Source organism: Sphingopyxis sp., from assembly GCF_050916055.1.
Classification (GTDB): domain Bacteria; phylum Pseudomonadota; class Alphaproteobacteria; order Sphingomonadales; family Sphingomonadaceae; genus Sphingopyxis.
Window position 1 is genome coordinate 1,818,400 of the sequence record NZ_CP051527.1, and the last position, 14,190, is coordinate 1,832,589.

Here is a 14,190-nt window from a genome sequence, read left to right on the forward strand (position 1 = left end):
CGCCCGAAACCACGCCGCACGACAAGCGCGCATTTTTTCCGGACGGCAGAGCCGATTGCGCCCCGGCGTCAGCTCCCGTCGCCCGGGTCTGCCGCCGCAAAGCGCGCGATCAGGTCATAGGCCGACCCGACGAAATATTGCCGCACCAGCGTAATCGCTTCATCGCCGCGCCGCGTTCGCCGTTCGATAAACAGGCACGGCGCGCCCGGTTCGATATGCAAATGCTTCGCCGCCGCCCGTTCGGCCGGGACCGCGGCGATGCGGGTTTCGGCTTCGGTCCAGGGCACGTGCTTGAGCAGCCAGGCGCCGGGCGACGTCTGATCGAACGGCACATCGGCCATCGACGGGACCGCCGCAAGGCTGACGAGGCGCGTCTCCAGCGCGAGCGGCACCGCATCGGCCTCGTGGACTCCCTCGATCGCCAGCAGCATCCCGGCACCCGCAAGCGCCGCTTCCTCGGCGTCGCCGCGTCGAGGCTGGCGCACGTCGCGGTGGAGCAGCCGGAAACCATAGCTTTGCCCGCGCTGCAGGATGTCCTGTTCGAGATCGGGGATGTCGAGAACCATCGAATGAACCCGCGGCCGCGCGACGAACGATCCGGCGCGCTTGCGGCGATCGATCAGCCCGGCGGATGCGAGAGCGGACAGCGCCTTGCTCACCGTCATTCGGGCGCAGCCATATTGCCGCATCAGTTCGTGCTCGACCGGCAGGCGGGCGCCGGGGCGCAGCGCGCCGGAGCGGATCGCCGCCTCGATATCGCTGCGAATGCGCTGGTGCAGGGCCACCTTCATGCGGTCAACGCCGACAGGACGCGCCGGTACCGTGCGGCCAATTCGTCGCGCGCATGGTGGCGTCCCCCGCTGACCCGCTTTTCGCCGCGACACCAGACCGTGTCGATGGCGCCGCGTCCGCCCGCAAAGACCAGGCCATCGAGGATCGTCGACAGCGATTTTCCGGCGAGCGACGGGTGCTCGGCATCGACGCTGAACAGGTCGGCGGCGCCGCCGACGACCAGCCCGGCAGCGACCCCTAACGCCTGCGCCCCGCCCGCCACCGCGCCGATGAACATATCCTCGCCCGACGAACGGCCCGGCGCCGATGCCCAGACATTGCGCGCCTGCCCGGCCAGCCGCTGACCATATTCCAGCCAGCGCAATTCCTCGGTCACGTCGATCATGACATTGGAATCCGAACCGATCCCGAAACGTCCGCCCGCCGCCAGGAACGGCGCCGCCGCAAAAATGCCGTCACCCAGATTGGCTTCGGTGATCGGGCAGAGCCCCGCCACCGCGCCGCTGGCCGCCAGCCTTACCGCCTCGGTCGGCGTCATATGCGTCGCGTGAACCAGGCACCACCCCGCGTCGACCGGCATTTCGTCGAGCAGCCATTCGACCGGGCGCCGGCCGCACCACGCCAGGCAATCATCGACCTCGCGGCGCTGTTCGGCGATATGGATGTGGATCGGCGCCGTGCCCGCCATCGCGGCAAGCGCACGCAGCTGGTCGGCAGTGACCGCGCGCAGGCTGTGCGGTGCGACGCCCACGATCGCATCGGTAAGCTGCGCGGCGGCCGATCGCACCGCGCCCAGCAGCGCCGCAAAGCCGTCCAGATCGTGCACGAAGCGGCGCTGGGCGGGGCTGGGGGCGGCGCCGCCGAAACCGCCATGGGCATAAAAGACCGGCAGGTGGGTCAGCGCGATGCCGCTCTCCGCCGCAGCGGCCATGATCGCCTGCGACATGCACGCCGGGTCGGCATAGGCGTCACCCTTCGGATCATGGTGCAAATAGTGAAATTCGCCGACGCGCGTGAAGCCCGTTTCCAGCATCTCGGCATAGGCGAGCGCCGCGATCGCCTGCAGCTGGTCGGGGTCGATGCGGTCGACGAAGCGGTACATGGTTTCGCGCCACGTCCAGAAACTGTCGTCGCTTGCACCGCGCGATTCGGCGAGCCCGGCCATGCCGCGCTGAAAGGCGTGGCTGTGCAGATTGCTCATGCCGGGCAGTCCGATCGCGTGGCGCTCGTCGTCGGGCCGGGCAGGCTCGTCCGCCGCGATTGCGCTCACCACGCCGTCGGCAACGCCGATCCGGACATCGCTGGCCCAACCGCCGGGCAGCAACGCATTCGCGAAATGCAGGGTCCGGCCAATGTTCGCTCGTTCGCCCATGCCCGTCTTCTCCCTCGTCCAATTATGTCTATACATTATCGCCGATCAATGCAATGTATCGCCCTCGAAAGGGAGATTGGCGCAATGCGATGCGACCGGGTGTGGCGCGACGCCAGGCTGGCGACGATGGTCGGCGGCGACATGGGCGTCGTCGAACGCGGTCTCGTCGCCGCGCAGGACGGTCTGATCGTCTACGCCGGGCCAGCGGCGGAGGCGCCCGCGCTCGATGCCGCGGAAATCATCGACTGCGACGGCCGCTGGATCACCCCGGGGCTGATCGATTGCCACACCCATCTGGTCCACGCCGGCGACCGCGCCCGCGAATTCGAGCTGCGGCTCGAGGGCGCATCCTATGAGGAGATCGCCGGCGCCGGCGGCGGCATCGTCTCAACGATGCGCGCCACGCGCGATGCCAGCGAGGATGATCTGGTCGCCTCCGCCCTGCCCCGTCTTGACGCGCTGATCGCCGAGGGGGTCACGACGATCGAAGTCAAATCGGGCTATGGGCTCGACACCGACAGCGAAATCAAGATGCTCCGCGCCGCACGCCGGCTGGGCGTCGAACGGCGGGTCGGGGTGTCGACCACCTTTCTCGGCGCGCACGCGCTGCCTCCCGAATATGCCGGCGCTCCCGACGGCTATATCGCGCTGGTGGCCGGCACGATGCTGCCCGAAATCACCTGTCTTGGTCTCGCCGACGCGGTCGACGCCTTTTGCGAAAACATCGGCTTCAGCGCGCAGCAAACCGCGCAGGTTTTCGATGCGGCAAGGCGCGCGGGCCTGCCCGTCAAGCTCCACGCCGAACAGCTGTCGAACCAGCACGGCGCCGCGCTGGCGGCGCAATATGGCGCGCTGTCCGCCGATCATCTCGAACATCTCGACGATGCCGGGATCGCCGCGATGGCGGCGTCGGGCACCGTCGCAACCCTCCTTCCCGGCGCTTATTATTTCATGCGCGAAACCAAGCTGCCGCCGATCGAGTCGCTGCGCCGCGCCGGAGTGCCGATCGCCATCGCGACCGACTGCAACCCCGGCACCTCGCCGCTCACCTCGCTCCTGCTGGCGATGAACATGGGCGCGACTTTGTTCCGGCTGACCGTTACCGAATGCCTGGCGGGAGTGACGCGCAACGCCGCGCGGGCGCTCGGGCTGGCGGACAGCATCGGGACCCTCGAGGCGGGCAAGCGCTGCGACCTCGCGATCTGGGACATCGAACGCCCGGCCGAACTTGTCTATCGCATGGGGTCCAACCCGCTCCATGCCCGCATCTGGAGTGGTCGATGACCGAAATCCTGCTTGTCCCCGGCGGCGCCTCACTCGGCGACTGGCGCGCCATCTATTGCGGTGCGGTGCCGCGGCTCGACCCGGCGTCGGCGCCGCACATCGCGACAAGTGCGGCGGCGGTCGGCCGCATCCTCGCGCGGGGCGAGCCGGTCTATGGCATCAACACGGGGTTTGGAAAGCTCGCCAGCGTCCGCATCGCCGACGCCGATCTCGCAACCTTGCAGCGCAACATCGTGCTCAGCCATGCGGCGGGGGTCGGCGACCCCTCGCCCATTCCCGTCGTCCGCCTGATGCTCGCGCTCAAGCTCGCCAGCCTGGCCCAAGGCGCCTCGGGAGTTCGCCCCGAAACGGTCGCCCTGCTCGAAGCGATGCTTGCTCAGGGGCTTATCCCCGTCGTTCCGGCGCAGGGTTCGGTCGGCGCCAGCGGCGACCTGGCGCCGCTCGCCCATATGGCCGCGACGATGATCGGGGTGGGCGAGATTTTTGTCGGCGGCGAACGCCTGCCCGCCGCCGACGCATTGCGCCGCGCCGGGCTGACGCCGCTCGAACTGGCGGCGAAAGAAGGGCTCGCGCTTCTCAACGGGACGCAATTTTCCGCCGCCAATGCGCTGGCCGCATTGTTCGAGAGCGAATTGCTGTTCCAGTCGGCGCTCGTCACCGGCGCGCTATCGACCGAGGCCGCGAAAGGGTCGGACACCCCGTTCGACCCGCGCATCCACGCTCTGCGCCGTCATCGCGGCCAGATCGAGGTCGCGGCGGCGCTGCGCGAACTGATGGCGGGGTCGCCGATCCGCGCCAGCCACCTGGAGGATGACGCGCGGGTACAGGATCCCTATTGCCTGCGCTGCCAGCCGCAGGTGATGGGCGCCGTGCTCGACCTGCTGCGCCAGGCCGGCGCGACGCTTGCGATCGAGGCGAATGCGGTGTCCGACAATCCGCTGATCTTTCCCGGCGCCGGTCCGTTCGGCGACGAAGCGCTGTCGGGCGGCAATTTCCACGCCGAGCCGGTCGCCTTCGCCGCCGACATGATCGCGCTCGCGATCTGCGAAATCGGCTCGATATCCGAACGCCGCATCGCGATGCTCGTTGATCCCGCGCTGTCGGGTCTGCCCGCCTTCCTGACGCCGAAGCCCGGGCTCAATTCGGGCTTCATGATTCCGCAGGTGACCGCCGCCGCGCTGGTCAGCGAAAACAAGCAAAGCGCCTATCCCGCCAGCGTCGATTCGATCCCGACCTCGGCCAATCAGGAAGATCATGTGTCGATGGCCGCGCATGGCGCGCGGCGGCTGCACGCCATGGCGACCAACGCCATAGCAGTCGTAGCAATCGAATGGCTCGCCGCGGCGCAGGGCATCGATTTCCATGCCCCGCTGCAATCGAGCCCGGCGCTCGAGCGCGCGCACCGCCTGCTTCGCGAGACTGTCCCGGCACTGGCCGACGACCGGCATTTCCACCCCGATATCGAAGCGGCGAACCGCCTCGTGCGGAGCGGGGCCCTGATCGAGGTAACCGGCGCTCCTCTGCCCGGCGTGGCGTGATGGACTGGCTGCGCGTCGAGCCCGGCGACGCTCCGCTGATCGTCGCGTTCCCGCACGGCGGCACCGGTCTTGCCGGTCTCGACGCCGAATTTATCTCCCCATGGCACGCGTTGTTCGACACCGACTGGTGGATCGGCGAGCTATATGATTCCGTCCGCGCGCTCGGCGTCACGACGATCGCGACCGATATTTCGCGCAGCGTCATCGACATGAACCGCGACCCGTCGGGCGCCTCGCTCTACCCCGGACAAGCGACCACCGAATTGTGCCCGACCACCCGCTTCGATGGTGCGCCGCTCTATCGCTATGGCGAACCCGACGAGGCCGAGATCACCCGCCGGCTCAACCTCTATCATCGCCCCTATCATGATGCGATTGCCGGCCAGCTGGCGCGGCTGCGCGCGGTCCATCCGCGGGTCGTCCTTTACGACGCCCATTCGATCCGCAGCCATGTGCCGCGCCTGTTCGACGGCGAACTACCGCAGTTCAACATCGGCACGAACGGCGGCGAGACCTGCGCCGGGGAACTCGAAGCCGCGATCGCCGCGATTTGCGCCGCGAGCGGGCACAGCCATGTCGTCAACGGCCGTTTCAAGGGCGGCTGGACGACGCGCCACTACGGCCGCCCCGACGAGGGCGTCCATGCGATCCAGATGGAGCTCGCGATGCGCGGCTATCTGACCGAGCCCGATACCCCGACCGCGGCCGATTGGCCCGCACCGGTTGACCCGAACCCCGCGATCATGCCGGCGCTGCGGCTGGTGATCGCCGCGGCCCTCGATTTTGCGAAAGGACAAAAATGACCCGTCTCGACAACAGCCGCGTCATCAAGGCGCCGACCGGCCCGAACCTCACCGCCAAAAGCTGGCTCACCGAGGCGCCGCTGCGGATGCTGATGAACAACCTGCATCCCGACGTTGCCGAACGGCCCGAGGAGCTGGTCGTTTACGGCGGCATCGGCCGCGCCGCGCGCGATTGGGAAAGCTATGACACGATCGTCGAAACATTGCAGCGGCTGGAGGCCGATGAAACCCTGCTGGTCCAGTCGGGCAAGCCGGTCGGGGTATTTCGCACCCACGAGAATGCGCCGCGCGTCCTGATCGCCAACAGCAACCTCGTCCCGCATTGGGCGACGTGGGAGCATTTCACCGAACTCGATAAGCGCGGCCTCGCCATGTATGGCCAGATGACCGCGGGGTCTTGGATCTATATCGGCACGCAGGGCATCGTGCAGGGCACCTACGAAACATTCGTCGAGATGGGCCGCCAGCATCATGGCGGCAGCCTGGCCGGCAAATGGCTGCTCACCGCCGGATTGGGCGGCATGGGCGGCGCCCAGCCGCTCGCCGCAGTGATGGCGGGCGCCTCGTGCCTCGCGATCGAGTGCCAGCCGAGCCGCATCGACATGCGTCTTCGCACCGGATATCTCGATGCCGCAGCATCGACGATCGACGAAGCGATGGCGATCATCGAGCAAAGCTGCGCCGAACAAAAACCCGTTTCGGTCGGGTTGCTCGGCAACGCCGCCGAAATCCTGCCCGAACTCTACACCCGCGGCATTCGCCCCGACCTGCTCACCGACCAGACGAGCGCGCATGACCCGGTCAACGGTTATCTGCCCGCGGGCTGGACCGTCGCCGAATGGATCGACCGGCGCGAAAGCGACCCCGCCGCCGTCGCCCGCGCTGCCAAGGCGTCGATGGCCACCCACGTCCGCGCGATGCTCGATTTTCAGGCGGCGGGGGTGCCGACCACCGATTATGGCAACAACATCCGCCAGGTCGCCAAGGACGAGGGCGTCACCAACGCCTTCGATTTCCCAGGCTTCGTCCCCGCCTATATTCGCCCGCTGTTCTGCCGCGGCATCGGGCCGTTCCGCTGGGTCGCGCTGTCGGGCGATCCCGAGGACATCTACAAGACCGATGCCAAGGTCAAGGAACTGCTCCCCGACAACCAGCCGCTGCACCGCTGGCTCGACATGGCGCGCGAGAAGATCCAGTTCCAGGGTCTGCCCGCGCGCATCTGCTGGGTCGGGCTCGGCGACCGCCACCGGCTCGGCCTCGCGTTCAACGAAATGGTGGCCTCGGGCGAGCTCAAGGCGCCGGTGGTCATCGGCCGCGATCATCTCGATTCAGGATCGGTCGCCTCGCCCAACCGCGAGACCGAAGCGATGCGCGACGGTAGCGACGCGGTATCCGACTGGCCGCTGCTCAATGCGCTGCTCAACACCGCGAGCGGCGCGACCTGGGTGTCGCTCCACCATGGCGGCGGGGTCGGCATGGGCTTTTCGCAGCACAGCGGCATGGTCGTCGTCGCCGACGGCACGCCGGAGGCGGCGGCGCGACTTGAACGGGTGCTGTGGAACGACCCCGCGACCGGGGTGATGCGTCACGCCGACGCCGGCTATGACAGTGCGCTCGATTGTGCGCGCGAGAACGGTCTCGACCTGCCCGCGATCGGCGGCTGACCGGACCTCGCCAGGTCGGAATGCGTCGGGCGGACGGTCAGCCCGCGGCGATCAGCACCAGGCTGGCATTGTCGCTGCCGTCGCGCGCCAGCGCCTGGTCGAGCAGAGACTGCGCCAGCGCTGCGACAGGCGGTGTGCGCGGCATGTCCGGCGCCAGCGACCGCGACACGCCGTCGGAACACAGCATGATCGTGTCGCCGGCCGCGAAATCCGTCGCCACCCGATCGATCGTCACATCGCGGTCGACGCCCAGCGCCCGGGTGATGACATTGCCCTTGGGATGCCGGGCCGCAGCGGAGGGGGTCAGCGCCCCGGCATCGACCATTTGCTGCACGACGCTGTGATCGCGGGTCAGGCAGTGCCAGATGCCCGCGCGCAGCCGGTAGGCGCGGCTGTCGCCGGCCCAGAAAATCTCGATCCCGCCTTCGACGTGCAGCGCCGCGACGATGGTGGTGCCGCTCGGCCGTTCGGCCGCTGCATACCGCTCATAAATCCGCGTGTTCGCCGATTGCAGCGCCGCGAGAATATCCTCGCCGTCCAGAGCCCGCCCGCTACCGGCCAGCTCGGCCAGCGCATCGACGGCGATCTGGGCCGCCACATCGCCCGATTGGTGCCCGCCCATGCCGTCCGCCACCGCCCACAGCCCGGCGTCGGGCAGGTCGAGAACGCGATCCTCGTTGACGGCGCGGACATGCCCGACATGCGTGAGCGCCGCCGATCGGATCGCCCCGGCGGGCAGTCCCCCAGCAGCCACCTCATCGCGGCCGAAGATACGAAAAAAATTCATCCGCGCTCGTCGGCCGCAGCCGCATCGGCGACGTTATAGGCCTGCACGAACGCCCGGTCGAGCACGCCCGATGTCTTGCCTTCGATCTCGTCGCGCAGCTCGGCGTGCCGCTTTTCGAGTTCCTTGAGCTGCGCCGCGGCGCGATTCTGGAACAGCGAACGCCCCGCTGCCTCGCCGTCCAGCTGCGCCGGGTCGAAGCAGGCGATCGCCTGTTGCAAGCTGCCGCGCAGCCCGGCAAAGGTCGCGACCAGATGGCGCTTGATGTCGCGAAACGACGATTGCAGCGCGGCCGAGCCCGACAGGAAGCCGTGCGAGCCGCCGAGGATCAGGTCGATCGCCAAGCGCTGTGTCGGCGCCCATTTGAACGGATTGTTGTCGGCGCTGCCGATCGTCGTCCGCGTCATCTGGTAGTGGCCGCGCGCGTGATCGCGTTCGATCATCAGGTCGCCGACCCCCAGCACCATCTGGCGATAGACCCCGCCGACCCGGCGCATAATCTCGACCGGATCCTCTTTGGCGAGCAACGACGCGTCGAGCCCGGCGCCTTCGCAAAAGGCGTCGAGCAACGATCCGTTGGTGACGACCCCGGCGTGCGGTCGCGTCGCCGTGTCTTCGTCGGCCCAGTCGCTCGGCACCTGGATCGAATCGCCCAGCGGCGGCGTCATCACCATGGTCCGCGTTTCGTGACCCGCGATGTCGCCATGCGGCGCTTCGCTCGCGACGATCCGGAAATCGCCCAGCCGGATCGCGAAGGGCAGCCGCACCGCCATCTCGACCCGGTCGGGCAGCCGTTCGCCGCTGGCCGCGTCGAAGACCCCATTAGTGCCGAGCGGGCGCAGCGTCAGCCCATCGGCACCGACGGCAAATTCGCAGTGGGTGCGCGACAGCGCGCAATCGGGGTCGGGGATCGACCAGCCCGCCGACTTGTCGCGGCCGACGCGCAACACGCCTTCGCGCAGCAGCCGGGCATCGACCGGGTGCATTTCGTCGCCGCGTTCGAAGAGTTGCAACATATACATCGCAGGGATCTCCTCAGGCGACCTGCCGCACCGGCATCGCGGCATCCGCCGGTTCGGCGATGCGGGTGGCGAGCATCGACGCTTCATCCTCCGGCGTTCCGGCGACCAGCGTCGCTTCGGCCGCGCCGGCGGCGCGATTGAAAGCATCGAACGCCTGGCCGAACTCGTCGCCGCGGCGATGCGATATGCGCAGCGCAAAGCGCGATGTCGCCGCATCGTCGAGCGCCTTGCGCAGCCGTGCCAGCGGCCGGGTGACCGCCGCCCCGCTCATATAACCGACGATCATCACTGCGATCATCACGACGAGCGACAGCATGACGAGCAGCAATTGCGTGTTGCTCGCCGCGGCGGCGAGCGCTTCGGTCCGCACAACAATATCGACCGTGCCGTAGCGCGCACCGGCATAGCGGATCGGCTGGACGATCCGCATCCCGGCCTGCTGGTTCGACCCGACATAGCTGACGACCGCGCCGTTGCCCATGCCGATCCGGGCTTCGCCCTGCGGCGCGGCGTAGCGCGTCCCGATCCGGCGCCGGTCGGTCGCCGCCCGGATCACGTTGCCCGCATCGACCACGGTCATGGCGCGAATTTCGCTGTCTTCGCTGGCGCTCGCGACGAACGCCTGCAACGCGCCCCAATCCTGCTGATCGGCGGGCAAGCCGGCATTGTCGACCGCCACCACTCCGGCATTGCTCGCGACGAACGCCGCAATCGTGCGGCCCGACGTCGCCGCCATATCCTCGAACGCCTGCTCTTCGCGGGTGCTGATCAACGTCCCGCAGATCGCGAGCACCGCCAGCGTCACGGCCGCGAGCAACAGCGGCAGCTTGACGCGCAGCGACACGCCGCGGCGCGGCTGCGCGCTGTCCTCGCTCGCGCTCATCTCGCGCATGATCGCGGTCCGCACGGCATCGCCGTCGGGAAAGCGCTGTTCGGGCTTCTTGGCGAGCAGCTTGTCGATGATGAAGCGCAGGCCCGGCGGGCAATCGCTGGCCGATCGCTCGACCGGCTCCACCCTCTCCTGCGCAATCTGGATCGCCAGCGTCGCCAGACCGATGCCCGGAAACGCCGCCTTGCCGGTCACCATTTCATACAGGACGATGCCCAGCGAAAACAGGTCGGATCGATGATCGACGGGCAGGCTCAGCGCCTGTTCGGGGCTCATGTAGCGCGGCGTCCCGATCATCTGGCCGAACTGGGTGCGGGCAAGATGTTCGTTGTTGCCGTCGGGGTCGGGCTCGTCGATGCGCGCGACGCCGAAATCGACCAGCTTGGCGGTGCGGCCGTCCTTCGACAGCAGGATGTTCGACGGTTTGACGTCGCGGTGGACCACCCCCATCCGGTGGGCATAGGCCAGCGCCCCGGCCAGTTGCTGGCCCAGCACCAGCACCCGTTCGTAAGGCAGGCGTCCGTTCGACTGCAACAAATGGTCGAGCGGCTGACCCTCGATCAGCTCCATCGCGATATAAGCGGTGCCATCCGCTTCGCCGACTTCATAAATCGTCGCGATGTTGGGGTGGCTGAGCGCCCCGGCGGCGCGCGCTTCGCGCAGGAAGCGGACGTTGAGTCCGGGATTGCGCGCATATTCGGGTTTGAGCACCTTGATCGCGACCTGGCGGCCGATGCTCGGATCGACCGCGCGATAGACGTCGGCCATCGCGCCTTCGCCCAGGCGTCCCTCGATGCTGTAGCGTCCCAGCGATTTCATCACATTGCCCTCTCGATCGCCCCGTCATAACCGGCGAAAGTTGAAATATTCTATCGTCGCGCGCGAACCGTCGCCTCGATGCGCTCGGCGCGCGCCAGATCGGCCTTGATCACCGCGCTGCCGGGATCGAGCGCCGCGGCGCGCCGCAGCAGCTGGACCGCACGCGCCGCCGCCCCCTTGTTGAGTTCGGCGAGCCCCTGCGTGCGCAACCGGCGAGCGGCCGCGGGGTCGGTGCGCGCCGCGGCGGGCTCCACCGCCTTCTTCGGCGACTGTGCCCGCGGTGACGCGGTCGGTGCCGCGGGCGACGCCGGCGTCGCCGCCTTGCGCACCGGGGCCGGCTTGCTGCCCGGAATGCGCAACGTCTGCCCCGCCGCGAGCGTCGTCGGCTTGTCGATGCCGTTGTAGCGGGCCAGCTGATAGGTCATCAGCCGGTTGCCCAGAAAACGCTGCGCGATGCCGACCAGCGTGTCGCCCGGCTGGACGACATAGTCGAACGACTGCGGACCGAGCAGTTCGACCGGATCGCGCGAAATCGAGTCGCGAAGCAGCGCAAGCTGCGGATTGTTCGGATCGCGCTTCAGCCCCGACTTGATCAGCTTTTGCGCGGCCGACACGTCGCCCTGGTTCAAAAGTTCGGCGATCGCGTCGATGCTTTGCGCGCTGGCGGCGGGCGTCGGTATCGCGCCGGGTTTGGGGCCGCTGGCGCAGCCCGCCAATGCGAGCGCTGCGGCCAGCACCAGGCTGCGCCGGACGGTGCGGGGGATGCGGCGGGAAACGGCGACGATCATGATGTCATTCTTTCGAGTTGGGCAACGGGATTGGCGGTCTGGAGCAGCGCGACCAGGCTGGCGCGATCATCGAGGAACTTCACGAAATCGGCCGGCGCGAGCGGCCGCGCGAAATAATAGCCTTGGAAAAAGCGGCAGCCGTGCCGCGCGAGCCAGCGATACTCGGCCGCGGTTTCGACGCCTTCGGCGAGCACCCGGATGTCGAGGCCGCGCCCCAGCGCGATAATGCTCTGGCAGATCGCCTGGCTGTGCGGTCGGCGATGCACGTCGGTCACAAATTCGCGGTCGATCTTGATCTTGTCGAAGGTCAGCTGGCGCAGGGTGCTGAAACTGGAATATCCGGTGCCGAAATCGTCGATGGCGATCTTGACGCCGAGCGCCCGGATTTCGGCGAACAGCCGCGCCAGTTCGGCATCGTCGGTGCTCGCGACGCCTTCGGTCAGTTCGATCTCGAGGCACGCAGCGTCGAGCGAATGATTGTGCAGCGTGCGGCTCAGAAACTGCGGGAAATCGGGATTGTGCAGCTGATTGGCGGAAATGTTGATCGCGATCTGCAACGGCCCCGATGGCGCCCCCTGCCATTCGCTCGCCTGCCGCGCCGCGGCGTTGAGCACCCACAGGCCGACCTCCTCGGCCAGTCCCGATGCCTCGACGATCGGCATGAATTGGGCGGGCGGCACGCTGCCGCGTTCGGAATGGTTCCAGCGGATCAGCGCTTCGGCGCCGGTGACGCATTGCGAACTGGCATCGATCAGCGGCTGGAAAAACAGATGGAATTCGGCCCGGCCGATCGCGCTGCGCAAATCCTGTTCCATCGCATAGCGTTCCTGCACCTGGGCGATCGCCTCGGCGCTCAGTTCGTGGGTTTCGGGCATGTCCTCCAGCGCGAACGAGGCCAGCGTCCGCGTCAACAACAATTGCGGCGTGATGCCGTCGATCAGCGCGGCGCAGCGGGTCGAGATGCTGGGCAATATCTCGCGCTGATCGACCGTCACGCTGCCGCCGAGCGCATAGGAGATCGAATCGATTTCCGCCCGCGCCCGCGACGGATCGACGTCCTTGCCGTACCAGATCGCAAAATGGGCCTGATCGACATGCGCGATCAGGCGGTCGGCGGGCACCATCCGGGCAATGCGCCCGACGATCGCCATCAGCACCCGTTCGGCAAAGTCGGGATCGAAACCAGCCAGCCGTTCGAAATCGTCGAGCGCAAACGCCCCGAGAACACCCGAGCCATCTGCCTCCATGCGATCGAGCAAAGGCTCACGCGTGGGCAGCCCGCTGACGCCGTGGCGTTCGATCAGGCGCCGTTCGATCGTGGCGATCGCCAGTTCCAGACCTTTGGCGTTTTCGGTGAGCCGGTCGGCGATCTCGAACGTCTGCCCCTCGCCCGATATGACCTCCAGCCGCTGCGACAGGCGCCACAATTTCCAGTCGTGGCGCCAGGCCGATCCGGCCCAGCCGCACCCGACGGCTATCGCGATCAGCGCAAAGGTCGTCAGATCTTCGGCGCCGACATGCACCAGGCACGCGCCCGCGACGAAAACCGCCGCCAGCGCCAGACGCCGCAACAGGATTGCGCCGGAAGTTGCCCCTGTTTGAACCATTGCCGCCATTTGGAACGGTAGATGATACCAAGTCCTTAAATTGTTGTGCAGAAATGGCGCAATCCGGCTCGGTTCGTCGCGTTTGCGGACAGATCGTCCGGACCCAGTGGAAAGAGGCGATGGTGCCATCGCCGAGGGCCAGCGCGCGATCCCAGAAATGGACATGCCGCCTGTCGCCGCCTACGACTACACGATGATCTGCCATCGCTGGAAAACGCTGTTCGTCCACATTCCGAAAACCGGCGGGCAGAGCATCGAGCAGGTGTTTCTGGACTGCATGGGTCTCGATTGGGCCACCCGCGGTCCGCTGTTGCTGACGACCAATCACGATTCCGACGCCGGCCCGCCGTTTCTCGCCCATCTGACGGCAGCGGAATATCTGACCAAAGGTCATCTGGCGCCGATCGATTTCGCCGACTATTTCCGCTTCACCGTCGTCCGGAATCCGTGGGAACGCGCGGTGTCGGAATATAAATATCGCTACGCCCGTGAGATGGATTTCCGCGATTTCATCCTGACCGCCTTTCCGGGCGCGCCGGGCAGCAACGAAGAGCGGCACCTGATGCCGCAATGGTCCTTCGTCCACGATGCCGACGGGCGCAGCATGGTCGACCGGATCATCCGGTTCGAGCGTCTCGCCGAGGAATTTTCCGACATTTCGCGCCGGATCTTTGGCGAACCTGTCGCGCTGCCGGCGGTCAACATTTCGCCCGACCGCCGCGACTATCGCGAATTTTACGATGCCGACACGCGTGCGGCGATCGCGGCGCGCTACGACCGCGACCTTGCGTGGCTCGGTTACGAATATTGATCCGCTGCACCCGCGCG

At 67.5% G+C, this 14,190-nt stretch carries 12 protein-coding genes; 5 read left to right on the forward strand and 7 right to left on the reverse strand.

Features of this window, described 5'->3' with window-relative positions; genetic code table 11:
• Positions 1-68: 68 nt before the first annotated feature.
• Together hutC and HEQ22_RS08855 are read right to left on the reverse strand one after the other, a co-directional pair.
• Positions 69-791, reverse strand: coding sequence for a histidine utilization repressor (hutC, locus tag HEQ22_RS08850; RefSeq protein WP_432770810.1), 723 nt, complete (start codon positions 789-791; stop codon positions 69-71).
• A complete protein-coding gene (locus HEQ22_RS08855; protein WP_432770811.1) occupies positions 788-2,164 on the reverse strand; it encodes a formimidoylglutamate deiminase in 1,377 nt (458 codons plus the stop codon). Before HEQ22_RS08855 ends, hutC begins: the two co-directional genes overlap by 4 nt.
• An 84-nt stretch (positions 2,165-2,248) precedes the next feature.
• Here HEQ22_RS08855 and hutI point away from each other — a divergent pair, with 84 nt between their 5' ends.
• The 4 genes from hutI to hutU are packed head-to-tail and all read left to right on the forward strand — an operon-like array spanning position 2,249 to position 7,453.
• Positions 2,249-3,448, forward strand: coding sequence for an imidazolonepropionase (gene hutI / locus HEQ22_RS08860; protein WP_432770812.1), 1,200 nt, complete (start codon positions 2,249-2,251; stop codon positions 3,446-3,448).
• Positions 3,445-4,986, forward strand: coding sequence for a histidine ammonia-lyase (gene hutH / locus HEQ22_RS08865; RefSeq protein ID WP_432770813.1), 1,542 nt, complete (start codon positions 3,445-3,447; stop codon positions 4,984-4,986). The genes hutI and hutH overlap by 4 nt, the downstream gene beginning before the upstream one ends.
• Entirely contained in the window at positions 4,986-5,789 is an 804-nt protein-coding gene (gene hutG, locus HEQ22_RS08870) for an N-formylglutamate deformylase (RefSeq protein WP_432770814.1), read from the forward strand. Before hutH ends, hutG begins: the two co-directional genes overlap by 1 nt.
• Entirely contained in the window at positions 5,786-7,453 is a 1,668-nt protein-coding gene (gene hutU / locus HEQ22_RS08875) for a urocanate hydratase (protein ID WP_432767547.1), read from the forward strand. The genes hutG and hutU overlap by 4 nt, the downstream gene beginning before the upstream one ends.
• Before the next feature lie 37 nt (positions 7,454-7,490).
• Here hutU and HEQ22_RS08880 read toward each other — a convergent pair whose 3' ends face one another.
• From HEQ22_RS08880 to HEQ22_RS08900, 5 genes are read right to left on the reverse strand one after another with little or no spacing between them, the layout of a single operon-like run.
• Complete coding sequence (locus HEQ22_RS08880) at positions 7,491-8,240, reverse strand: PP2C family protein-serine/threonine phosphatase (protein ID WP_432767548.1); 750 nt, start codon at positions 8,238-8,240, stop codon at positions 7,491-7,493.
• The gene (locus HEQ22_RS08885; RefSeq protein ID WP_432767549.1) at positions 8,237-9,259 is read right to left on the reverse strand and encodes a type VI secretion system-associated FHA domain protein; all 1,023 of its coding nucleotides are present in this window, start codon (positions 9,257-9,259) and stop codon (positions 8,237-8,239) included. The genes HEQ22_RS08880 and HEQ22_RS08885 overlap by 4 nt, the downstream gene beginning before the upstream one ends.
• A 13-nt stretch (positions 9,260-9,272) precedes the next feature.
• A complete protein-coding gene (locus tag HEQ22_RS08890; RefSeq protein ID WP_432767550.1) occupies positions 9,273-10,967 on the reverse strand; it encodes a protein kinase domain-containing protein in 1,695 nt (564 codons plus the stop codon).
• A gap of 50 nt (positions 10,968-11,017) precedes the next feature.
• Positions 11,018-11,755, reverse strand: coding sequence for a LysM peptidoglycan-binding domain-containing protein (locus HEQ22_RS08895; protein WP_432767551.1), 738 nt, complete (start codon positions 11,753-11,755; stop codon positions 11,018-11,020).
• The gene (locus tag HEQ22_RS08900; protein WP_432767552.1) at positions 11,752-13,362 is read right to left on the reverse strand and encodes a putative bifunctional diguanylate cyclase/phosphodiesterase; all 1,611 of its coding nucleotides are present in this window, start codon (positions 13,360-13,362) and stop codon (positions 11,752-11,754) included. Before HEQ22_RS08900 ends, HEQ22_RS08895 begins: the two co-directional genes overlap by 4 nt.
• 157 nt (positions 13,363-13,519) lie before the next feature.
• Between HEQ22_RS08900 and HEQ22_RS08905 the strand changes: the two genes are divergently transcribed.
• Entirely contained in the window at positions 13,520-14,173 is a 654-nt protein-coding gene (locus HEQ22_RS08905) for a sulfotransferase family 2 domain-containing protein (RefSeq protein ID WP_432767553.1), read from the forward strand.
• Positions 14,174-14,190 lie beyond the last annotated feature (17 nt).